This is a genomic window from Allochromatium palmeri (assembly GCF_009720725.1).
GTDB classification, from domain to species: domain Bacteria; phylum Pseudomonadota; class Gammaproteobacteria; order Chromatiales; family Chromatiaceae; genus Thermochromatium; species Thermochromatium palmeri.
The window spans coordinates 52,321-72,420 of record NZ_WNKT01000005.1 but is presented as its reverse complement, the minus strand read 5'-3'; the positions used below and the strand labels follow the sequence as shown (position 1 = coordinate 72,420).

At 63.8% G+C, this 20,100-nt stretch carries 19 protein-coding genes and 2 pseudogenes; 6 read left to right on the top strand and 15 right to left on the bottom strand.

Annotated elements, in window-relative coordinates:
* Window positions 1-117: 117 nt before the first annotated feature.
* Together GJ668_RS04035 and GJ668_RS04030 are read left to right on the top strand one after the other, a co-directional pair.
* Window positions 118-1,197: a response regulator gene (locus GJ668_RS04035; RefSeq protein ID WP_222930751.1), complete on the top strand. Its 1,080-nt coding sequence runs from the start codon at window positions 118-120 to the stop codon at window positions 1,195-1,197.
* Window positions 1,198-1,228: 31 nt separating this feature from the next.
* Entirely contained in the window at window positions 1,229-1,801 is a 573-nt protein-coding gene (locus tag GJ668_RS04030) for a Uma2 family endonuclease (RefSeq protein ID WP_246194619.1), read from the top strand.
* Here the strand turns inward: GJ668_RS04030 and GJ668_RS04025 are convergent.
* The 4 genes and pseudogenes from GJ668_RS04025 to GJ668_RS04015 all read right to left on the bottom strand — a co-directional run bounded on the left by GJ668_RS04025 (window position 1,777) and on the right by GJ668_RS04015 (window position 5,425).
* On the bottom strand, window positions 1,777-2,493 hold the full coding sequence (locus GJ668_RS04025; RefSeq protein ID WP_155448832.1) for a phosphatase PAP2 family protein: 717 nt from the start codon (window positions 2,491-2,493) through the stop codon (window positions 1,777-1,779). The two genes, GJ668_RS04030 and GJ668_RS04025, sit on opposite strands and share 25 nt — an antisense overlap.
* Window positions 2,494-2,498: 5 nt before the next feature.
* Window positions 2,499-2,879, bottom strand: a pseudogene (locus GJ668_RS21200) (ATP-binding protein); the annotation flags it as partial.
* A gap of 165 nt (window positions 2,880-3,044) precedes the next feature.
* Window positions 3,045-3,629 (bottom strand): annotated as a pseudogene (locus GJ668_RS21195) (PAS domain-containing protein); the annotation flags it as partial.
* Window positions 3,630-4,633: 1,004 nt separating this feature from the next.
* Window positions 4,634-5,425, bottom strand: a complete 792-nt coding sequence (locus GJ668_RS04015) for an ABC transporter substrate-binding protein (protein WP_155448830.1) — start codon at window positions 5,423-5,425, stop codon at window positions 4,634-4,636.
* A 173-nt stretch (window positions 5,426-5,598) separates the two neighbouring features.
* Between GJ668_RS04015 and GJ668_RS04010 the strand changes: the two genes are divergently transcribed.
* Both GJ668_RS04010 and cowN read left to right on the top strand, forming a co-directional pair.
* Entirely contained in the window at window positions 5,599-7,113 is a 1,515-nt protein-coding gene (locus GJ668_RS04010) for a hypothetical protein (protein ID WP_155448829.1), read from the top strand.
* 183 nt (window positions 7,114-7,296) lie between these two features.
* The gene (gene cowN / locus GJ668_RS04005) at window positions 7,297-7,593 is read left to right on the top strand and encodes a N(2)-fixation sustaining protein CowN (protein ID WP_186342875.1); all 297 of its coding nucleotides are present in this window, start codon (window positions 7,297-7,299) and stop codon (window positions 7,591-7,593) included.
* Between the two features lie 7 nt (window positions 7,594-7,600).
* On the opposite strand, the gene lipB is transcribed toward cowN, so the two are convergent.
* The 10 genes from lipB to GJ668_RS03955 form a co-directional block, all read right to left on the bottom strand.
* Entirely contained in the window at window positions 7,601-8,233 is a 633-nt protein-coding gene (gene lipB, locus GJ668_RS04000; RefSeq protein ID WP_343032173.1) for a lipoyl(octanoyl) transferase LipB, read from the bottom strand.
* Window positions 8,230-8,499 (bottom strand): YbeD family protein, encoded by a 270-nt coding sequence (locus GJ668_RS03995; RefSeq protein ID WP_155448827.1) that lies wholly within the window; start codon window positions 8,497-8,499, stop codon window positions 8,230-8,232. The genes lipB and GJ668_RS03995 overlap by 4 nt, the downstream gene beginning before the upstream one ends.
* Entirely contained in the window at window positions 8,492-9,352 is an 861-nt protein-coding gene (locus GJ668_RS03990) for a D-amino acid aminotransferase (protein WP_155448826.1), read from the bottom strand. Before GJ668_RS03990 ends, GJ668_RS03995 begins: the two co-directional genes overlap by 8 nt.
* A 13-nt stretch (window positions 9,353-9,365) precedes the next feature.
* A complete protein-coding gene (locus GJ668_RS03985) occupies window positions 9,366-10,508 on the bottom strand; it encodes a D-alanyl-D-alanine carboxypeptidase family protein (protein ID WP_155448825.1) in 1,143 nt (380 codons plus the stop codon).
* A gap of 81 nt (window positions 10,509-10,589) precedes the next feature.
* A complete protein-coding gene (locus GJ668_RS03980) occupies window positions 10,590-11,186 on the bottom strand; it encodes a septal ring lytic transglycosylase RlpA family protein (RefSeq protein WP_425482471.1) in 597 nt (198 codons plus the stop codon).
* A gap of 8 nt (window positions 11,187-11,194) precedes the next feature.
* Window positions 11,195-12,325: a rod shape-determining protein RodA gene (rodA, locus tag GJ668_RS03975; protein ID WP_186342874.1), complete on the bottom strand. Its 1,131-nt coding sequence runs from the start codon at window positions 12,323-12,325 to the stop codon at window positions 11,195-11,197.
* Window positions 12,315-14,192: a penicillin-binding protein 2 gene (gene mrdA / locus GJ668_RS03970; protein WP_155448823.1), complete on the bottom strand. Its 1,878-nt coding sequence runs from the start codon at window positions 14,190-14,192 to the stop codon at window positions 12,315-12,317. The genes rodA and mrdA overlap by 11 nt, the downstream gene beginning before the upstream one ends.
* 5 nt (window positions 14,193-14,197) lie before the next feature.
* The gene (mreD, locus tag GJ668_RS03965; RefSeq protein ID WP_186342873.1) at window positions 14,198-14,716 is read right to left on the bottom strand and encodes a rod shape-determining protein MreD; all 519 of its coding nucleotides are present in this window, start codon (window positions 14,714-14,716) and stop codon (window positions 14,198-14,200) included.
* The gene (gene mreC / locus GJ668_RS03960; RefSeq protein WP_155448822.1) at window positions 14,713-15,585 is read right to left on the bottom strand and encodes a rod shape-determining protein MreC; all 873 of its coding nucleotides are present in this window, start codon (window positions 15,583-15,585) and stop codon (window positions 14,713-14,715) included. Before mreC ends, mreD begins: the two co-directional genes overlap by 4 nt.
* Before the next feature lie 57 nt (window positions 15,586-15,642).
* Window positions 15,643-16,689, bottom strand: coding sequence for a rod shape-determining protein (locus GJ668_RS03955; protein ID WP_155448821.1), 1,047 nt, complete (start codon window positions 16,687-16,689; stop codon window positions 15,643-15,645).
* Between the two features lie 222 nt (window positions 16,690-16,911).
* Between GJ668_RS03955 and gatC the strand changes: the two genes are divergently transcribed.
* Window positions 16,912-17,199: an Asp-tRNA(Asn)/Glu-tRNA(Gln) amidotransferase subunit GatC gene (gatC, locus tag GJ668_RS03950; protein ID WP_155448820.1), complete on the top strand. Its 288-nt coding sequence runs from the start codon at window positions 16,912-16,914 to the stop codon at window positions 17,197-17,199.
* Window positions 17,199-18,653: an Asp-tRNA(Asn)/Glu-tRNA(Gln) amidotransferase subunit GatA gene (gene gatA / locus GJ668_RS03945; RefSeq protein WP_155448819.1), complete on the top strand. Its 1,455-nt coding sequence runs from the start codon at window positions 17,199-17,201 to the stop codon at window positions 18,651-18,653. Before gatC ends, gatA begins: the two co-directional genes overlap by 1 nt.
* Before the next feature lie 9 nt (window positions 18,654-18,662).
* Here gatA and mgtE read toward each other — a convergent pair whose 3' ends face one another.
* Window positions 18,663-20,024, bottom strand: a complete 1,362-nt coding sequence (gene mgtE / locus GJ668_RS03940) for a magnesium transporter (RefSeq protein WP_155448818.1) — start codon at window positions 20,022-20,024, stop codon at window positions 18,663-18,665.
* Between the last annotated feature and the right edge of the window lie 76 nt (window positions 20,025-20,100).

Here is a 20,100-nt window from a genome sequence, read left to right as displayed (position 1 = left end):
TTAAAGGACTGAATCCAGCTGTTGTGCTAAATCTCCAATTCAGGCCAACGTCCATTTGGGCCGCCACCGTTCGATGGCGGACCTGAACGGTTGAGCAGCAAGATCATGGAGGTTGAGATGATAGAGGCTCATAGACAAACGATCCTGGTGGTCGACGACGCACCGGCCAATATCGACCTGCTCGTCAGTACGCTCAAGGCTGACTACAACGTCAAGGCTGCCACCCGTGGCGAACGCGCCCTGCAGATCGTGCGCTCGGGGGATCCGCCCGATATGATCCTGCTCGACATCATGATGCCCGGCATGGACGGCTTCGAGGTCTGCCGTCAGCTCAAGGAAGATTTCACCACCCGTCACATCCCAGTGATCTTCATCACCGCCAAGATCGGCATTGAGGATGAGATCCGTGGTCTGGATCTCGGCGCGGTCGATTACATCGCCAAGCCCATCAGTCCACCCGTGGTCCAGGCGCGCGTGCACACCCATCTGGCGCTCTATGATCAGAACCGAGAACTCGACCGCCGTGTCAAAAAGCAGACGGCTCAGTTGCACGAGACCCGCCTGCGTATCATCCAGCGCCTCGGGCGGGCGGCCGAGTACAAGGACAACGAGACCGGGCTGCACGTCATCCGCATGAGCCATTATTCGCGTCTGCTCGGCGAGGCGATCGGCATGAGCGAGTCGGAGTCTGATCAGTTGCTGAATGCGGCGCCCATGCACGACATCGGCAAGATCGGCATCCCTGACCGCATCCTGCAGAAGCCCGGCAAGCTCGACGCTGAGGAATGGACCATCATGCAGACCCACAGCCAGATCGGCGCCGATATCCTCGGCGATGCGGGTGACTCGAATCTGCTGGAGATGGCGCGTATCGTTGCTCTGACCCATCACGAAAAATGGGACGGCTCAGGTTATCCCAACGGCCTGGTCGGCGAGGACATCCCGCGCGTGGGGCGTATCGTTGCCATTGCCGACGTCTTCGACGCCCTGACCTCGGTGCGTCCCTACAAAAAAGCCTGGCCGGTGGAGGAGGCCGTCGCCCTGCTGCGCGATGGCGCTGGCTCGCACTTCGATCCACGGCTGATTCCCTCCTTCCTGGAGATTCTGCCCAAGGTGCTGGAGATCAAGGCGCGCTATGCCGAGAGCCTCGACGTCGAGGTCAGCGACAGCCAAACGACGCCGATCCTGATAGCCTAGACGGGATTCAACCACGATTGATGGAGTGACGATGATGTCGAACCTGGCCGAATTACAGCGCCTGAGTCTGGAAGAATATCTGGCTGGCGAGGAAATCGCCGACGTCAAGCACGAATACATCGCCGGCGAGGTCTTTGCCATGGCCGGTGCGACCGAGGAGCATGTCACCATCTCTGGCAATGTGTTCGCGATGCTGCGTTCCCATGTGCGCGGCACGCCCTGCCGGGTCTATATGGCCGATATGAAGTTGCACGTTGCGACTCAGACGGCCGAAAATGTGTTCTATCCCGACGTCTTCGTCACCTGCTCGTCGTCTGACGCAAGCGAGCGTCAGCTCAAGCGCGAGCCGACCCTCATCATCGAAGTCCTGTCGGAGTCGACTGAAGCCTATGATCGCGGCGCCAAGTTCGCCCACTACCGTCAGTTGGAGACGCTGCGCGAATATGTCCTGATCGATTCGCGTCGCCGCTCGATCGAAGTCTTCCGTCGTCGCGACCAGGGTTGGCTGTTGTGGCCCGTGGCTCCAGACGAGGCGCTCGTGCTCGAATCCCTGGAGTTCGCCTGCGACCAGGACGCTGTCTACGAGGATGTGTCCTTCGACTGAGTTCGAGCACTGGTCGGCGTCGCTCGCGTGTCTGGAAAGAACACCCAGCTCAGCAGCCGATAGCCGATCCACATCAGAAACAGCGATGTCAGTACGTCGCTGAGAAAGTGCCCGCCCGAAACGAGGCGCGCCAGTCCGACCGCCAGCGCATACACCAGCGCCAGCCACACCCAGAGCGAGCCGCGCCCGGCCAGGATCGCCGCCGCCGCCACCACATAGGCGGCGGCGGCGGCATGTCCCGAGCTGAATGAACCGCCCTCCTGATCCGATAGCACGAAGGCCGGCGTGAAAGTCTTGTCGCCGCCGAACTCAATCACTGTCACCGGCCGTGCCCGTCCCCAATGCTCCTTGAGACCCAGGTTGACGATCAGACCCGGCATCAGGAGCAGCAGACAGAGCAGGAACGCCAGCTTGCGTCCGTCGAAGTTCAGCCAGCGCCGCCCCGTGCGCCGGTTGAACCACCAGAGCGCGATCAGGGCCAGATTCACCCCTACCATCAGCACCGGCACCGACTCATAGAGCGCGCGCTCCCAGGGTTCACCTTTGAGCGTGAATCCGGCCCCAGGCGTGAAAAACAGCCTGGAGACGGCCAGGTCCAGGTTCGGAAACGCCCAGATCAGCACGGCGAAGACGCCGAAGCCGATCCAGAGCGAGCGGTTCAGACGGGTCGAGCGCATGATGAACGATGGCATATCAATCAGCCTGGCAGGGATTCAGAGGACGGATCGAGACGATTCGCGAGCGGCTGCACCGGAATCCGCAGCGTGAAACGACTGACTTGATCGGGCGCACTCTCCACCGTCAGCGTCCCGCCCATGGCTTCGGCCAGACGGCGCGCGATGGCCAGACCCAGCCCGGTGCCGCCATAGCGCCGCGTATCCGAGCCATCGGCCTGGATGAAAGGCTCGAAGATGCGTTCATGCAGCGCGTCGGGAATGCCGATGCCCGTATCCGCAACCACGATCACCAGTGTCCGTGCGTCCGTTGATTCAGGCTCGATCCGGACCGACAGGATGATCTCGCCCTCATGGGTGAACTTAATGGCGTTGGCTGTGAGCTTGGTCAGAAGCTGGCGCAAGTGCGGCGCATCGATGAGGACCGGATCGAATGCCGTCGCCTCGGACTCCAGATCGAGCCGCAGACCCTTTTTGTCGGCCTGAGACCTGAGCAACGCCACGACCTCACGCACGACCTGGAGCGGATCGACGGGGCTCGTTTGCAGCGGGATATCTTCAGCATCCATGCGCGTGTAGTCCAGGATATCGGCCAGGATGGCGAGCAAGGCATCGGCCGAGCGCTTGACGGTCTCGAGCTGACGGCGCTGGCGCTCGCTTAGATCGGACTCCAGCAGCAGTTGGGTCATGCCCAGAATGCCGTGCATGGGCGTGCGCAGCTCATGACTCATGGTCGAGAGGAAGGTCGTCTTGGCGCGCGCGGCACTTTCGGCGCGCTCCTTGGCGGCCAGCAGTTCGGCCTCGTGACGCTTGCGCTCGGTGATGTCCGAGGTGACGCCGACATAGTGCTGGATCTCGCCGTGCTCGTCACGCACGGCATCGATGGTCAGGAGCGCGGTGTAGAGTTCGCCGTCCTGACGCCGGTTGACGATCTCGCCGCGCCAGTGCCCCTGGGTGACGACCGCGTCCCAGAGTTCGCGATAGAAGATCTGGCCATGCCGCCCGGAAGACAGAAAACGCGGATTGCGGCCCCGGGCCTCCGCACGGCTGTAACCCGTCATGCGTTCGAAGGCCGGATTGGTCGACAGGATCTCCCCTGAGGGCGTGGTCAGTATGATGGCGTCGCTGCTGGCTTCGAAGACGCTGGAGGTCATCCGGCGCTGGCGTTCCAGTTCAGCGCGTTGCTGTTCGAGACGGCGGCGTCGCAACCACAGCAGGAGGATGGCGACCGAGAGCGCGGCGAGGATTGGGACGACGATCATCGACAGCCTGAGCACTTCGTCGAGCCATCGCCCCTGGATATGGCGCTGATCGAGATGGACGGCGATCACGACCGGGTAGCGGCTGGAGGCGCGATAGGCCGTCAGGACGCGGCGGGCCGCCACCAGTGTCTGCGTAAGTTCACCAAGCTCCTGTCGCTCCAGCCACGCGGGAACCTTACCCGCCTGATCGCGGCGTCCAGGGATGTCGTCGGAACTGGATGAGAGCAGCAGCAGGCCATCGTAGCGCAGGAGCTGGACGCGACCCTCCTCGATCGGCAGCAATTGACTGAAATGATCGATGAAGTCGTCCGGATTGAGCGCGGCCAGCCACCAGTAGCGCTCACCGTCGAGCGTGAAGCCATGCATGACCGGGACGAAGCTCGAAGCGCGCGGCGGCGGTGGCTCGCCCGTGCTCGGGGTCGCGCTCGCCAGATCCCGTCCCACCCAGGGACGCCCGATGCGTGGCGCTGTGCCGCCCAGACCGGCCTCCGGGTAGAAGCCGTCCAGATCGATCCTGAGACCAAGATTGCGCGCGTCCGAGCTGGCGATCACCTGTCCATCCAGGGTCAGGATCGACAGCGAACGCAGAAAGGGCGAGGGACGGAGCAATCCGGTCAGATGGGCCGTGAGTGCCTGGCTGTCCTGGAGATCCTGATCCGGCGGCAGGTTGCCGACGCTCAAGTCGATGACCTGGAGCGTCTTGGTCAGGTAGTCCTCGAAATGGCGCGCATGCATCCGTGCCGCTGCGAAACCATCCTGTACGGCCTTGTCGTGCAGACGCCAGAGCGTGATGCCGAAGGCCGCCAGCCAACCGCTTGCCAAAAGGATCAGAGCGGCCAGGAGGAGGCCGCGTCGCTGTGAGTCGCTGTGCTGCATTGAGGTCTGAGTGCTGTCGTCTAGTGCACGACGATGGGTTCGAGTCCGTGACGCCGGGCCGCGTCCAGGAGTCGGCCATCGGTCTTGACGGCGCGGATGAAACGCTCGACCCGCGCGTGGAAGGCGTCGTTCCCCGGCGCCATCGCCCAGCCATAGGGGGTGACGTGATAGCGCTCGCGTGGCGAGATGAGACGCGCCCAGTCGTGATTGTTGAGCATGCGCCGGCTGTACGGATAGTCAGTCATGAAGACATCGGCCCGTCCCGACTGGACTTCCTGCTCGCGGGCATGGGACGTGTCGAGCACACGCAGCTCGGCGTGCTGGAGCTTCTCGCGCATGATCGGCTCGTGCAACGTGCCCTTGGCCACGGCGACGACGGTGCCGGGCTGATCGATGTCCGACCAGTCGCGGATGCGCCGATTGGCGCGGGTGGTGATGGCATAGATATCGCTGGCCAGATGCGGCTGTGTGAAGCGCAGAGAGTGCCGGCGTTTCGGGGTGATGCCGATGGCGAACATGGCGATGTCGCAGCGGTCGCTCAGCACGTCGTCGATCAGCGTGGCAAAGGCGCTGTCGACGAAGGTGACCTCGACTCCGAGTTCACGGGCCAGTTCGCGCGCCAGATCGATGTCGATTCCCGAGAGCTGGAGCGTCTTGGGATTGCGAAACGAGATGCCGTAGTAATCCGGCCAGATACAGACCCGCAGCGTCTGGGTCGCGAGGATACGCTGGAGACGATCCTCGTCGGCCATGGCGAGACCGTGCGCGACGATCAGCAGCGAGCCGGCCAACAGCTTGAGCAGGTTTGACATGGTGATATGGTCCTCACAGCCAGTCTGGATCCGAGCCGGCATTACGGCCTATCGAAGCGTCATTCTACACGCGGGGCTGTGCACGTTGAGCGCCGATGGGAGTGGATTCGCGATCCGGCTTGGCCTAGCCTAGCGCGTACTCGTCCACCCATCATCGAGGAAGGTTCAGTCTCATGCGTATCTGGTTCGGCGCGCTCGCGCTTCTCGTCTCGTTCGATCTCCTGGCCGCGATTCCGGCCACGCCCGTGATGACGGTCTACAAGTTCAACGGTCCAATGGAGGTTCCCTATTACGATGCCGACCGCTTCGCCCGCGCCGGCACCGCTGCCGGGCGTGCCGGGACGCTGGTGCAGGGCACCTCGGTCATCCCCTGTCTGGTGATCCGCAACGGCGAGCCGCTGACCGACGGTTCGGGCACGCCCTATGTCGGTTTCGAGGTGGTGGTCGATCCGCGCTCGGCGACCCAGGCCTCGACCGAGGTCTTCAAGCGCGCTGTGGCCGAGCGCAAGGAACTCCAGGTACGCAATCATCACTGCCCGGCGAGCGTGCGCAACGTCATCAACGTGCGTGAACTCTATGCGCTGGAGAAAGCGCCCTTTTTCGATCCACCGCGCTCGGGCCGGCGCAGCGGCTCGGCGGGCGGCACCAGCGAGCTCGACCGCATCGTGCGCGCCTTCCACGACTCCAGCGAGTGCGCCGCGGTCAATGCGCGTCTGACGCGCCGCCGCCAGTCCCTGGAGCGCGCCTGGAACGACTTCAGCGCGCGACGCTCGGATCTCGGCTCGCCGACCACGCTGGCGCGCGCTAAACATCTCGACTACGCACTGCGCACCGCGCTCTACGAGGGCCATCTGGGACGTGGCTGCAACGCCTATGGCGCCTGCGAGCGCAATATCGTGGTGCTCTCGATCCGCAACCGCGCCGTGGGTCAGTGCCAGCGCGGACAGGGCTGCACCTTTCCCGGCGACTTCCAGGGCGTATCCTCGGCACCGGCGCAGTACAACATCTGGGACGAGTATCTCACTCAGATCTCGGGCCTGACCGCCTGCTATCTGCGCCCGGATCTGGCCGATCGTGACAACTACGCCAAGCTCCAGGCCATGTATGCCCAGACCGTGCCGGACGCCGAGCAGATTCTCTATGGCGGTGATGCAGGTCTGCGCGCGGTCTTTCCCGACAACCGTCTCAGCGATCTCACCACCACACGCCATTACTATCACGCCCCGGCCATGGGCCAGTGCTTCCCCAACCACGACCGGGTCGAATACATGAGCGGTGCCGTGGCGCGCAATGGCCGCGACTTCGCGCTCATCGCCAACACCCGCATCGAGGTCGGGAGCAAGTCCGGTTCCGGCTATGCCTTCAAGCAATTTCTGGTCACCCAGGAACCGGATCGGGATGTCATCAAGATTCGCGACACCTATCCGGGCTTCCTGGTCGATGCGCGCAAGGTCTCGCTGAAGCGGCCTGGCTCCTGTCCCGCCTATGGCATCCCGGGCGGCTGCCGTTCGGCTGGAACCGGGCGCTATCGCAAGGTGCCGAGTTGGCTGAGCGCCGGTGACCCGGTTGAAATCCATTGCCGGATCGCTGATCGCGGTGAGACCTGCAAAGGGTCGGGTTCGAAGCGCTCGGTGAGCGTCGGTGGCGTCTGCGACAAAGAGATGCGGCCGGTAGCGCGGGTGCCCTGATCGCGGTTGCCGGTGGTCTGAGTCATTGATGGCACGCTTTTTGTATTTGCAACGTCGCTACCCAGCGTGATCCGTTGCGGCCAATCCGCGCAACGAACCACACATCAATGACCTAGACCGCCGGACCAACGCTCGGATCCGGTGCCGTCTTGTCGCAATCAAGACAACGAGGTGTCGAAAACCGTGTCCCAGGCCGCCGAGAAGACCGATCGCTATATCAGTTTCGAGGGCATCGAGTGCGATGAGCAGGCTCAGCGTGTCCTGCACTGTATCCGCGACTGCACCGAAGCGCCCCAGGATGGGCCGTCTTCATCCTGGACGTCCTACTTTGAGCGCAAGCTCGTCGAGATCGCGCGGATGGGACAGGACGAGCTGTTCTTCGTCGGCAGTCAGGTCAACTACATCCGCGAGCTGTTCGAGCACCACGGACATCGCGCCGGCCTGGATCTGCTCGACCAGATCGAAGACGAGTGCTGCTGAGTCACTCTCACGCCTGCCGGCTCAGGTGCTTCGTCAGGATTCCAGCCAGCGCCTGGCGCGTCTCGGCGAGCCTGATTCCAGGGACGTGATCGACGAGCTGGGTGACGGCCAGCCCGGCATAGCCACAGGGATTGATACGGCTGAACGGCTCCAGGTCCATGTCGACATTGAGCGCCAGACCGTGATAGCTGCACCCGTTGCGCACGCGCAGACCGAGCGAGGCGATCTTGGCCCCGGCGACATAGACGCCGGGCGCGTCGGCGCGCCGCTCGGCCTCGACGCCCTGTTCGGCCAGCAGGTCGATGACCGACTGTTCCAGCCGCTCAACCAGGCGTTTGACCCCGATGCCGGCGCGACGCAGATCGAGCAGGAGATAGGCGATGAGCTGACCGGGGCCGTGATAGGTAACCTGGCCGCCGCGATCGGTCTGGATCACCGGAATGGTGCCGGGGGCAAGCAGATGTTCGGGACGCCCGGCCTGACCGAGCGTGAAGACCGGCGGATGTTCGAGCAGCCAGAGCTCATCGGGCGTGGAGGCCTCACGCGCGTCGGTGAAGGTGCGCATCGCCGCCCAGGTCGCTGTATAGTCCTGGAGTCCGTCCAGATGTGTGAGGCGCAGCGGGGGAGGCGACGCGCTCACAGCGCCCAGGCGACCAGCTCGTGGGCGCTGAGTTCCTGATAGATGGCGTCGAGCTGCGGCTTGCTCTGGGCCTCGATGGTCAGGGTGACGGCGATCCATTTGCCGCCCCGGCTCTCGCGTACCGAGACCGCCGTCTCGTCGACATCCGCGACATGACGGCTGACGATCTCGACCACGACCGACTCCAGCCCGCGTCCGGCCGGTCCCATGACCTTGATCGGGAAGCGGCAGGGAAAGGTCAGCAGGGTCTCCGGGTGTTCAGACATGGCCTTCGCGCACACGCGCCTTGTAGTCCTGATAGATCGCATTCATCCGCTGCCAGAGCGGCCCCGGATGCCCATCGCCCACCGGCGCGCCGTCGAGCTGCGTCACCGGCAGCACCTCGCGCGTCGAACTGCTGAGCCAGATTTCATCGGCGGCACGCAGGGTGTCGAGCGCGACCGGCTGCTCCACGAAGTCCAGCCCGTGCTCGCGTGCCAGGATCAACGCCAGCTCGCGCGTGATGCCTGAGAGCAGCAGCTGGCTCTTGGGTGGCGTCATGAGTGCCTCAGCGGCGACGACGAACACGTTGGAGACCGCGCCCTCGGTCACCCAGCCATCGCGGTGCATGATGGTCTCCAGCGCGTCTTCATCGGCGGCCTCGCGGCGCATCAGGACGGCGGCGGCCAGCGAGATCGATTTGATCTCGCCGCGCAGCCAGCGGATGTCGGGGCGGGTGATGCAGGCGACGCCCTGCTCGGCGATGGCGGCGGCACGCGGCTTGATCGGCTTGGCAAAAGCCAGCACGGTCGGTCGCACGCCCTCGGGACAGAGATGATCGCGCTCGGGCGCCACGCCGCGCGTCACCTGGAGATAGACAGACTGATCCGGCGCCGGCGGTTCGCCGATCAGCCGCTGTAGCACCGCGCGCCATTCATCGCGCGTGAGCGGATTGTCCAGACGCATGGCTGTGAGGCTCGCCTCCAGCCGATCGAGGTGCGGCTCCAGGCCCAGGAAATATCCGCCATAGCTCGGGATGACTTCATAGACGCCATCGCCGAAGAGAAAGCCCCGGTCCATGACCGGGATGTGCGCGGACTCGGGCGGCACGAAGGCGCCGTTGAGATAGAGTTCAGTCATGCGCGTTCGCCGGTTAGAACATCCGCAACACGCTGTCCTTGGTCTGACGCCAGAGACCGCCCTTGGGCAGATCCTGGAGCGCAACCAGTGGAACGCGCGTGACCTCCTCGTCGCCCATCGAGACCACCACGTCGCCGAGTTGCTGACCCTGGGCGATGGGTGCATTCAGATCCGAGGTCTTCTCCAGCCGCGCACTGAGTTTGTCGTACTGGCCGCGCGGAATGGTGGCGACCACGTCACGCTCCGGACCGGCCGGCAGTGTCTCCTGTTCGCCATGCCAGACGCGCAGCATCTCGATCGGCTGTCCGGCGGGATAGAGCATGTGGCTCTCGTAGGAACGGAAACCATAGTTGAGCAGCGCCAGACTGGCTTCGGCGCGCGCCCTGGGTGTCGATGACCCCATGACGACCGAGATCAGGCGCATGTCGTCGCGCTTGGCCGAGCCGACCAGACAATAGCCGGCGGCTTTGGTGTAGCCGGTCTTGATGCCATCGGCCGAGGGATCGCGCTTGAGCAGTGGATTGCGATTTTTTTGAGTGATGCCGTTGTAGGTGAACTCCAGGTTGGAGTACCAGGTGTAGTATTCGGGAAACTCGCGGATCAGGGCCTCGGCGACCCGCGCCATGTCGCGCGCCGTAGTATAGAGCTCGGGATCAGGCAGGCCATTGGGGTTGGTGAAATGGCTGTTGGTCATGCCGAGCCGCTTGGCATGGGCATTCATGAGATTGGCAAAAGACTCGACATTGCCCGAGACATACTCGGCCAGAGCCACGCTGGCATCATTGCCCGACTGGATGATCATGCCCTTGAGCAGATCCTCCAGACTGACCTGCTTGCCGACCTCGATGAACATTTTCGAGCCGCCGGTGCGCCAGGCCTTCTCGCTGACGAGCACCTGATCGGTGAGCTTGATGCGCTCTGAGGCCAGTTCACGAAACACCACATAGGCGGTCATGATCTTGGTCAGGCTTGCCGGCTCCAGTCGCTCGTCGGCATTGAGTTCGGCCAGGGTCTTGCCCGTATGGAAGTCGACTAGCAGATAGCCTTTGGCATCCAGTTCGGGTGGCGCAGGCGTCGTCGTTTGCGCGCTGACGGGCAGGCCGAGCGGGAGCAGCAGCAGAAACCACGGGAGCACGCGCTTGATGGCTGATTTCATGGATGGTCCGGAAACTCGGGGGTAGCGGGAGAGATATTGTGGTGCATTTTACCCCTCAAATCGCAAAAATGGCACAGTGTTTCAGTTTTGTAGCGAAGCCGAAGCCTGGGTCGCGCGGCGGGCGGCATTGTGCCCGGAGTGATCGGACAGGGTGGGCAGCAATCCCCAGAAACGACGCTTGGGTTCGATCGCCCGCACCTCGACCCTGGCCGTACCCTGGCGCTTCATTCCAAGCTTGACGGCCGCGGTATAGGACAGATCGATGACGCGATCCTCGTGAAAGGGACCGCGATCGTTGATGCGCACCACGACGCTACGACCGTTCTCGATATTGGTGACCCGTGCATAGGTCGGCAGCGGCAGCGTCTTGTGCGCGGCGCTCATGGCGTACATGTCATAGACCTCACCCGAGCTGGTCTGACGCCCGTGGAACGGACGACCATACCAGGAGGCGCGGCCGCGCTCGATATGGCCGCGCGCCGACTTCTTGGTGTAATAGCGCTGGCCGAAGACCACATAGGATTTGGGATTGCCGGATTTGGCCAGCGGCTCGATCTTGGGCACGGCATCCGGGATACGGGCAATCGCCTCATCGTCGAGTTCGCCATGGCTGGCACAGCCGGCGAGCACGAGTAGTACAACGGTGACGATGAACGGTCGTAGAGCTGTATCGCGCATGATTCACCTCATTTCTTGGCACGGTGCGTCTCGATCGACATCAGTATCCCGAAACCGGCCATGAGCGTCACCATGGAGGTCCCGCCATAGCTGACCAAGGGCAGTGGTACGCCCACCACCGGCAGCAAGCCGCTCACCATGCCGGTATTGACGAACAGATAGATAAAGAACACCAGCGTCAACCCGCCGGCGAGCAGGCGGTCATAGTTGTCCTGGGCGCGCGCGGCGATCATGAGTCCGCGCCCGATGATGAACAGATAGAGGGCCAGCAGGGCGATGATGCCGGTGAAGCCGAACTCCTCGCCGATCACGGCGAAGATGAAATCGGTATGACGCTCGGGCAGGAACTCCAGGTGCGACTGAGTGCCGTTGAGCCAGCCCTTACCCGAGAGACCACCCGAACCGATGGCGATCTGCGACTGAATGATGTGGTAGCCGCTGCCTAGCGGGTCGGACTGCGGGTCGAGCAGCGTCATGACGCGCTCGCGCTGATACTCGCGCATGTGCATCCAGACCAGCGGCGCCACGGCCGCGGCGATGGCGATCAGTCCAGTGATCATCCGCCAGCTCAGTCCGGCGATGAACAGCACCATGATGCCGGAACTGACCACCAGCAGCGAGGTGCCCAGGTCGGGTTGCTTGGCGATCAGACCGACCGGAATCATGGTCAGAATGGCCGCCAGCAGCACACCCGGCAGACGCGGCGGTAGCGGGCGCAAGGCCAGCACCCAGGCCACGGTCATGGGGACGGCGAGCTTGAGCAGCTCCGAGGGCTGGAAGCGGACCACGCCGAAATCGAGCCAGCGCTGTGCGCCCTTGCCGACGTCGCCGACCAGCAGCACGGCCACCAGCATCAGCACGCCCAGGGTATAGAGTCCCAGTGACCAGCGCTTGAACTGGCTCGACGGCACCTGCGCGATGGCCAGCATGAACGTAAAGGCCAGACCCAGCCGGACGAGCTGGCGCTCGATGGTCGCCAGCTCCTGGTCGCCGGCGCTGTAGAGCACCACGAGTCCGAATCCGCACAACGCCAGCAGCCCGGTCATGAGCGGAGCGTCGATGCGCAGACGGCGCAACCAGCCGTCGTCCGGCGCATCGACCTCCCAATTCACCCGCGAGGACAGAGGATCAATCGCCACCGCTCGTCTCCGCGTCTTCCGGTATCGGTAGTGGCGTCCCGCCGAGATAGGCGTCGATGACGCGGCGCGCGATCGGAGCGGCGACTCCACCGCCGGAACCGCCATTCTCCACCAGCACGGCTACGGCGATACGCGGATCCTCCACCGGCGCGAACGCGACGAAGAGTGCGTGGTCGTGCAGACGCTTGGCGATCTTGGAGGCGTCATAGCGCTCTTTCTGACCGATGCTGAAGACCTGCGAGGTTCCGGTCTTGCCGGCGATCCGGTAGTCGTTGGACTGGATACGCCGAGCCGTTCCGCGCTGGCTCTCGACGACCTTGGCCATGTCCTCGATGGCGATGTCCCAGTCGCTCGGATTACTGATCTCGATCTGATGGCTGACCATGGGGAAGACCGTCGCTGTATCCGCGCCTGGGACGCGCCGTGCATGGGCGAGCCGCGGCTGAATGAAGCGTCCCTTGTTGGCCAGGGCGGCCGTGGCGGCGGCTAACTGGATGGGTGTCGCCAGAAAATAGCCCTGACCGATGCCCATGATCAGCGTCTCGCCTGGATACCAGGGCTGTTTGCGCGCACGCTCCTTCCATTCACGCGAGGGCAGCAGCCCGCTCAACTCACCCGAGACATCGACCCCGGTTTTCTCGCCGAAGCCGAACTTCGAGAGAAAGCCGTGCATCTTATCGACGCCCATCTGATTGGCGAGCCAGTAGAAATAGACGTCGCAGGATTGCACGATGCCCAGCTCCAGATCAACGGTGCCATGGCCACCGCGCCGCCAGCAGCGGAAGCGGTGCTTTTGCCCAGGCAGCGAGAAGAAGCCCGGACAATAGGTCGTCTTGCGCGGCGTGACGAAGCCCAGCGACAGTCCGGCGAGTCCGACGAAGGGTTTGATCGTCGAGCCGGGCGGATACTGACCGCGGATGGAGCGGTTGTAGAGCGGCTTGTCGGGCGAGTGGAGCAGGGCGTCGTAGTTGGCCTGGCTGATGCCTTCGACGAACAGGTTGGGATCGAAGCTCGGATTGCTCACCATGGCCAGCACGCCGCCGTTGCGCGGATCGATGGCCACGATCGAGCCGCGATAGTCGCCGAGTGCCTCGGTCGCGGCCTGCTGGAGGGCGATGTCGAGATAGAGATAGAGATCCTGTCCGGGAGCGGGCGGGGTACTCTCCAGGGTGCGCAGGATGCGCCCGCGTGCATTCACCTCGACCTGCTGGTAGCCCACCTTGCCATGCAGCACGTCCTCGTGGGCCATCTCGACTCCGCCCTTGCCGATGAAATTGGTTCCGGCATAGTTGCCCTTGTCGATGCGTGTCAGTTCTTTTTCGTTGATGCGTCCGACATAGCCGAGCACATGGGCGGTGAGCTCGCGCTTGGGATAGGTGCGAATCAGCTCGGCATGGACCTCGACGCCTGGAAAGCGGTAGCCATCGACGGCGAAGCGCGCCACTTCCTCGGGCGTCAGATTCAAACGAATCGGGACGGGCTGAAAACGCATGCGCTGGCGCTTGAGTCGCTCGAAACGGGCCAGATCGTTTTCCTCGATCGGGACCAGATGCTTGAGCTCGGCGATGGTTTCGCTCAGGTTCGAAACCTTCTCGATCGTGATCACCAGCGAAAAAGACGGATGATTCTCAGCAAGCAGCACGCCCTTGGTATCGAAGATCAGCCCGCGGTTGGGCGGCACCGGCTGGACCTTGACTCGATTTTCAGTCGAGAGGACCGTGAAGTGGTCGTGACGCTCCAGTTGCAGATGGTACAGACGCGCCAGAATCACGCCCAACCCCAGGATCACGAACACGATGGCGACAATGGCGCGTGTTCTGACCAGGCGCTGTTCGCGCTGGCGATCCTCCAGGCTGCTTTCGAGCATGGTGTTCAACCTGCCCCGACGCGCCGCTCGAACGGAACCAGCAGCCAGGCCATGAGCGGCCAGAAGGCCAGACCGACCAGTGCTGAGACCCAGTAGGTCAGAGCCGGCATCGGCTGCCCGGTCGCGCCGATGATCCAAAGTGTCAGCAAGCGTTCGGCGAGCAGGATCAGGGCCACGAAGAAGGTCTGCTGCCACTGCGGAAAGATGCGAATGCGCGGACGCAGTACGAGCGCCAGATAGGCTGTGACCGAGAGCGCCAGCGCATGCTGTCCGAGCAGGGCGCCCGTGAGCACGTCGAGCATCAGACCGACGACGAAACCGGTGAAGATGCCGACCCGGCGCGGAGTGGCGAAGCACCAGAAGAGCAGCGCGAGCACAGTCCAGGGCGGACGGTAGTCCCAGGGCCAGTCCGACATCGGCAGGATGGTCAGATACATCGCCGCTGTGAGCGTCAGCGCGACCGGCCAGAATGGCTGCCGGGGCTTGTAGGACGGCTTGGCCGCGCGCTTCTTGGCCGTCTTCACTGCGGCATGTCCCTGGGCTTGGCAGCCTCGGCGGTCAGGGCCTGCAAGCGCGAGGTCTCGTTCAGGTTCCAGACCAGCAGCACTTCGCGACTGCGGTCGAGCCGCGCCGTGGGTTCAGCGATGACGGTGGTGAAGGGGTTGTCCGGGTCCTGGCGCACGGTCTTGACGCGCGCTACCGGATAGCCAGAGGGAAAGCGTCCATCCATGCCCGAGGTTACGAGCAGGTCGCCGACCTGAATGTCGGCGTTTTTGGGGATGTAGAGCAGTTCGAGATCATGATTCGGCCCGGTGCCGGCGGCGATGGTGCGCAGACCATTGCGGTTGACCTCGACCGGCAGCGCATGATCGGAGTCGGTGATCAGGAGTACGACCGATGAGAACGGATTGGCGCGAATGATCTGGCCCATCACGGCGTTGGCATCGAGCACCGGCTGACCGACGAAGACCCCGGCATTGGTGCCCTTGTTGAGCATCACCTGTTGACGATAGGGCGCGAGTTCGACGGCCATGATCTCGGCGATCAGCACCCGCTCGCCGACGTCGAGCGAGGAGCCGAGCAGGTCGCGCAGACGCGCGTTTTCAGCTTCCATCGACTCGAATTGCTGGAGTCGCGCCTTGAGCAGCAGGTTCTCGCGATGCAGTCCGGTGTTCTCATCGCGCAGCACATCCTGTCCGGCGAGCCGTTCACGCGCCTCGCGGAAGAGCTGGCTGGGCCGGTCGGCGGCCAGTTGCAGCGGATAGGTGACGAGCGAGAGTGCCGTGCGCAGCAGCTCCAGGTGATGCTGATGGTGATCGGCCACGAGCAACCCGAGCGCCATCAGCACGGCCAGGATGACGCGAACATTGGGCGATGGGCCTGGGTTGAACAGAGGTTTGATAACGGCAGTCCTCGGCGAGAGATCCCGTAGGCGGTCTCCTGAATCCTGTTACTCGGTTGCAAACAAAGCGCTCTCCTGCGTATCGAGCATTTCCAGCACCGTCCCGCCGCCGCGGGCGACACAGGTCAGTGGATCCTCGGCCACGATCACCGGCAATCCGGTCTCTTCCTCGATCAGACGATCGAAGCCGCGCAGCAGCGAACCGCCGCCGGTCAGCACGATGCCGCGTTCGGCGACATCGGCACCCAGTTCGGGCGGGGTCTTTTCGAGCGCCATCTTGACGGCCTGCACCACCATCGACAGCGGCTCCTGGAGCGCCTCCAGGATCTCGTTGCTGTTGAGCGTGAAGCTGCGCGGCACGCCCTCGGCCAGACTGCGGCCCTTGACGTCGATCTCCAGCACCTCGTTGCCGGGAAAGGCCGAGCCGATGCTGTGCTTGATGCGCTCAGCCGTGGCCTCGCCGATCTGGGTGCCGTAGTTGCGGCGCACATAGTTGATGATGGCATCGTCGAAGGTGTCGCCACCAACCCGTACTGATTCAGCATAGACGATGCCGCTGAGCGAGATCACGGCCACCTCAGCCGTTCCGCCGCCGATGTCGATGACCATGCAGCCGCGCGGCTCATGGACGGACAGACCCGCACCGATGGCCGCTGAAATCGGCTCCTCGATCAAGTAGACCTCGCGCGCGCCGGCACCGGCCGCCGACTCCTTGATGGCGCGCCGCTCGACCTGGGTCGATCCACAGGGCACGCAGATGAGCACGCGCGGGCTGGGTCGCAGCATGCTCGATTCATGCACCTTATGGATGAAATATTGAAGCATCTTTTCGGTGACTGTGAAGTCAGCGATGACGCCATCCTTCATCGGCCGGATCGCGGTGACGTTCTGCGGCGTGCGCCCGAGCATCTGCTTGGCCTCCTCGCCGACGGCGACCACCGTTTTGGTACCGCCCTGACGCTCGTGCCTGATGGCGACGACCGAGGGTTCGTTAAGCACGATGCCGCGTCCGCGCGCATAAATCAGCGTATTGGCGGTCCCCAGATCAATCGAGAGATCATTGGAGAACATTCCGCGAATGTTTCTGAAGAACATCGGTAAAGATACCTTCCGGGTGGTAAGGAACGCCATGATGGACGAGGCGTCGCAGAAGAGAAGTGGCCCGGGTCTCGGTTCCGATACGGGATCCCTGGATGATTGGGGCGCTAATCTAGCAATGCGGGCCTGGATCGGCAAGGTACGGGCGCGCTCGAACCATCCGCCCGGACGGCCATTTGTGCTATTTTCGCCCATTTTACCGCTAACGGCTGATTCAACATGTCACTGGATTCCTCCGACATCGACAAGATCGCGCATCTGGCGCGGCTGGCCGTCGCTCCTGAGCAGCGCGCGCGCTATGCCACGGATCTCAGCAATATCCTCGATCTGGTCGCCCAGATGGACGCGATCGACACCTCGGGCGTCGAACCCATGGCCCATCCGCTGCACATGGCGCAGCGTCTGCGCCCGGACATCCCCGCTGAGCCGAACCAGCGCGAACACTTCCAGTCCATCGCCCCCCTGACCGAGGGCGGACTCTATCTGGTTCCGAAGGTCATCGAATAATGCAGAACAAATCGATCGCTCAAATGGCCGCTGATCTGCGGCTGCGCACCTATTCCAGCGTCGAGCTGACGCGGCACTATCTGGAGCGCATCGAACGGCTCGATCCGCACCTGAACAGCTTCATCACGGTCGCCGCCGAGCCGGCGCTCGCGGCGGCTGAGCGCGCCGATCAGGCGCTCAAATCGGGCGAGGCCGGGCCGCTCACCGGCATTCCCATCGCCCACAAGGACATCTTCTGCACCCAGGGGATCAAGACCAGCTGCGGCTCGCGCATGCTCGATAATTTCGTCGCCCCCTATGATGCCACCATCGTCGAGCGGCTCGCCGCGGCCGGCGCCGTGGTGTTGGGCAAGACCAACATGGACGAGTTCGCCATGGGGTCGAGCAACGAGACGAGCTGGTATGGCCCGGTCAAGAATCCCTGGGACAAGACGCGCGTTCCGGGCGGCTCGTCCGGCGGCTCAGCGGCCGCTGTCGCCGCGCGGTTGTGCGCGGCCGCGACCGCCAGCGACACCGGCGGCTCGATCCGCCAGCCGGCGGCGCTGTGCGGCATCACCGGCCTCAAGCCGACCTATGGGCGCTGCTCGCGCTGGGGCATGATCGCCTTTGCGTCCTCGCTCGATCAGGCCGGGGTCATGGCCCGCTCGGCCGCCGACGCAGCCTTCATTCTCGATGAGATGGCCGGCTTCGATACGCGCGACTCGACCAGCGCTGATGTCCAGGTTCCAGACTATGTCGACGCGCTCGACGATGATCTGCATGGTCTGCGCATCGGACTGCCCAAGGAATACTTTGGGGCCGGACTCGATGCACGCATCGGCGAGGCCGTCATGGCCGCGATCAAGGAATACGAGGCGCTCGGTGCCGAGATCGTCGAGATCAGTCTACCCAACAGTCCGCTCTCGGTGCCGGTCTACTATGTGGTCGCCCCGGCTGAGTGCTCGTCCAATCTGGCGCGCTTCGATGGGGTACGCTACGGGCATCGCTGCGAGAACCCGCAGGATCTGCAAGACCTCTATGAGCGCAGCCGTGCCGAGGGCTTCGGTCCCGAGGTCCAGCGCCGGATCATGATCGGCACCTATGTGCTCTCGGCGGGCTATTACGACGCCTACTATCTCAAGGCGCAGAAGATCCGGCAGCTGATCGCTGACGACTTCAAGCGTGCCTTCGAGCAGGTCGATGTCATCATGGGGCCGACCAGTCCGGGCACGGCGTTTGCGCTTGGCTCGAAGATGGACGATCCGGTGTCCATGTATCTCAACGACATCTACACCATCGCCACCAATCTCGCCGGACTGCCGGGGATGTCGATCCCGGTCGCGCCGGTCGACGGCCTGCCGGTGGGGCTCCAGATCATCGGCAACTACTTTGAGGAAGCACGTCTGCTCAATGTCGCGCACCGCTATCAGCATGTGACGCACTGGCACCAGTCGGCACCGGTCGGGTGCGAGTAAACGCGCGACTCAGAGCAAAAAGACGGTCGCCAGCCCCAGGAAGGCCAGGAAGCCGACCACATCGGTGACCGTCGTCAGGATGACCCCGCCGGCCAGGGCGGGGTCGATGCCGAAGCGTTCCAGGGCCAGCGGCAGCAGCGCGCCGGCCAGTGCCGCCGCCAGCAGATTGATACTGATCGCCACGCCGATGACCAGCGCGATCTCGGGGTCGCGGAACCAGATCCAGGCGATCAGGGCCACCACCAGCGCCCAGATGACGCTGTTGATGGCCGCTACGGCCATTTCTTTCATCAGTAGCCAGCGGCTGTTGTTGGAGGTGAGCTGACCGAGCGCCAGCCCGCGGATGGCAAGCGTGAGCGTCTGGGTGCCGGCGATGCCGCCCATGCTGGCGACCACCGGCATCAGCACCGCCAGCGCCACGATCTGCTGGATGGTGTCCTCGAAGCGTCCGATGACCCAGGCGGCGAGAAAGGCCGTCAGCAGATTGATCCCGAGCCACAGCGCGCGCCGACGCGCACTCAGCAGCACGGGCGCGAACATGTCCTCGGTTTCCGACAGGCCGGCTTGGCCGAGAAACTGATGATCGGCCTCCTCGCGGATGACATCCATGACATCGTCGACCGTGATGCGTCCGAGCAGATTACCGTCCTCGTCGACCACAGGCGCCGTGACCAGATCATGCTGCTCAAAGCGGGTCGACACCTCGCGCGCACTCCAGGTCGCCGGGATGGCCTGCACGTCGAGCGTCATGGCCTCGGCGACTGAGTCCTCCGGGTCATGGGTCAGCAGATCGGTCAGATAGAGCACGCCCAGATAGCGCCCCTTGCGGTCGACCACGATCAGATTGTCAGTGATGTCCGGCAGCCCGTCCTTGAGCCGGCGCAGATAGCGCATCACCACATCGAGCGTCATCTCGGGACGCACGGTTACGGTGTCGCTGTTCATGAGACCGCCGGCCGTGTCCTCGGGGTAGGACAGCGCCTTTTCGAGCCGGTCGCGCCGCTGCTGATCGAGCGACTTGACCACCTCGTGCGTGATGGCGAGCGGTAGATCCTGGATGAGATCAGCCAGGTCGTCGGTGTCGAGTGTGCCGATCGCCGCCACCAGCTCGCCGGCATCCATCAGCGCGATGAGCTGCTCGCGCACGTCGTCGTGCAGATAGGTCAGCACCTCGCCGTCGTACTCGGCATCGACCAGGTTCCACAACAGCTCGCGCTCCTTGTGCGGGAGCGATTCGAGCAGATGCGCGATCTCAGCCGGCTGCAGGGCGTTGAGCATGCGCGCCGCTTGCCGGACGGCGCCCTGTTCGAGGACGCGGCGCAGATCCTCGAGGCGCGTGCTGTCGGAGTTGAGAGTCGCGGGAAGGCTCATGGTCACCTGCTGGCTCGGTCGCTGAGTCAAGGGAGTTGGCTGTCGCTGGAATTGACGGCCCACACCGTGGCGAACG

Coding starts and splice junctions, on each gene's coding strand:
- GJ668_RS04035 (WP_222930751.1), top strand. CDS start 118: ATGATAGAGGCTCATAGACAAACGATCCTGGTGGTCGACGACGCACCG.
- GJ668_RS04030 (WP_246194619.1), top strand. CDS start 1,229: ATGATGTCGAACCTGGCCGAATTACAGCGCCTGAGTCTGGAAGAATAT.
- GJ668_RS04025 (WP_155448832.1), bottom strand. CDS start 2,493: ATGCCATCGTTCATCATGCGCTCGACCCGTCTGAACCGCTCGCTCTGG.
- GJ668_RS04015 (WP_155448830.1), bottom strand. CDS start 5,425: ATGTCAAACCTGCTCAAGCTGTTGGCCGGCTCGCTGCTGATCGTCGCG.
- GJ668_RS04010 (WP_155448829.1), top strand. CDS start 5,599: ATGCGTATCTGGTTCGGCGCGCTCGCGCTTCTCGTCTCGTTCGATCTC.
- GJ668_RS03995 (WP_155448827.1), bottom strand. CDS start 8,499: ATGTCTGAACACCCGGAGACCCTGCTGACCTTTCCCTGCCGCTTCCCG.
- GJ668_RS03990 (WP_155448826.1), bottom strand. CDS start 9,352: ATGACTGAACTCTATCTCAACGGCGCCTTCGTGCCGCCCGAGTCCGCG.
- GJ668_RS03985 (WP_155448825.1), bottom strand. CDS start 10,508: ATGAAATCAGCCATCAAGCGCGTGCTCCCGTGGTTTCTGCTGCTGCTC.
- GJ668_RS03980 (WP_425482471.1), bottom strand. CDS start 11,186: ATGCGCGATACAGCTCTACGACCGTTCATCGTCACCGTTGTACTACTC.
- mrdA (WP_155448823.1), bottom strand. CDS start 14,192: ATGCTCGAAAGCAGCCTGGAGGATCGCCAGCGCGAACAGCGCCTGGTC.
- GJ668_RS03955 (WP_155448821.1), bottom strand. CDS start 16,689: ATGTTCTTCAGAAACATTCGCGGAATGTTCTCCAATGATCTCTCGATT.
- gatC (WP_155448820.1), top strand. CDS start 16,912: ATGTCACTGGATTCCTCCGACATCGACAAGATCGCGCATCTGGCGCGG.
- gatA (WP_155448819.1), top strand. CDS start 17,199: ATGCAGAACAAATCGATCGCTCAAATGGCCGCTGATCTGCGGCTGCGC.
- mgtE (WP_155448818.1), bottom strand. CDS start 20,024: ATGAGCCTTCCCGCGACTCTCAACTCCGACAGCACGCGCCTCGAGGAT.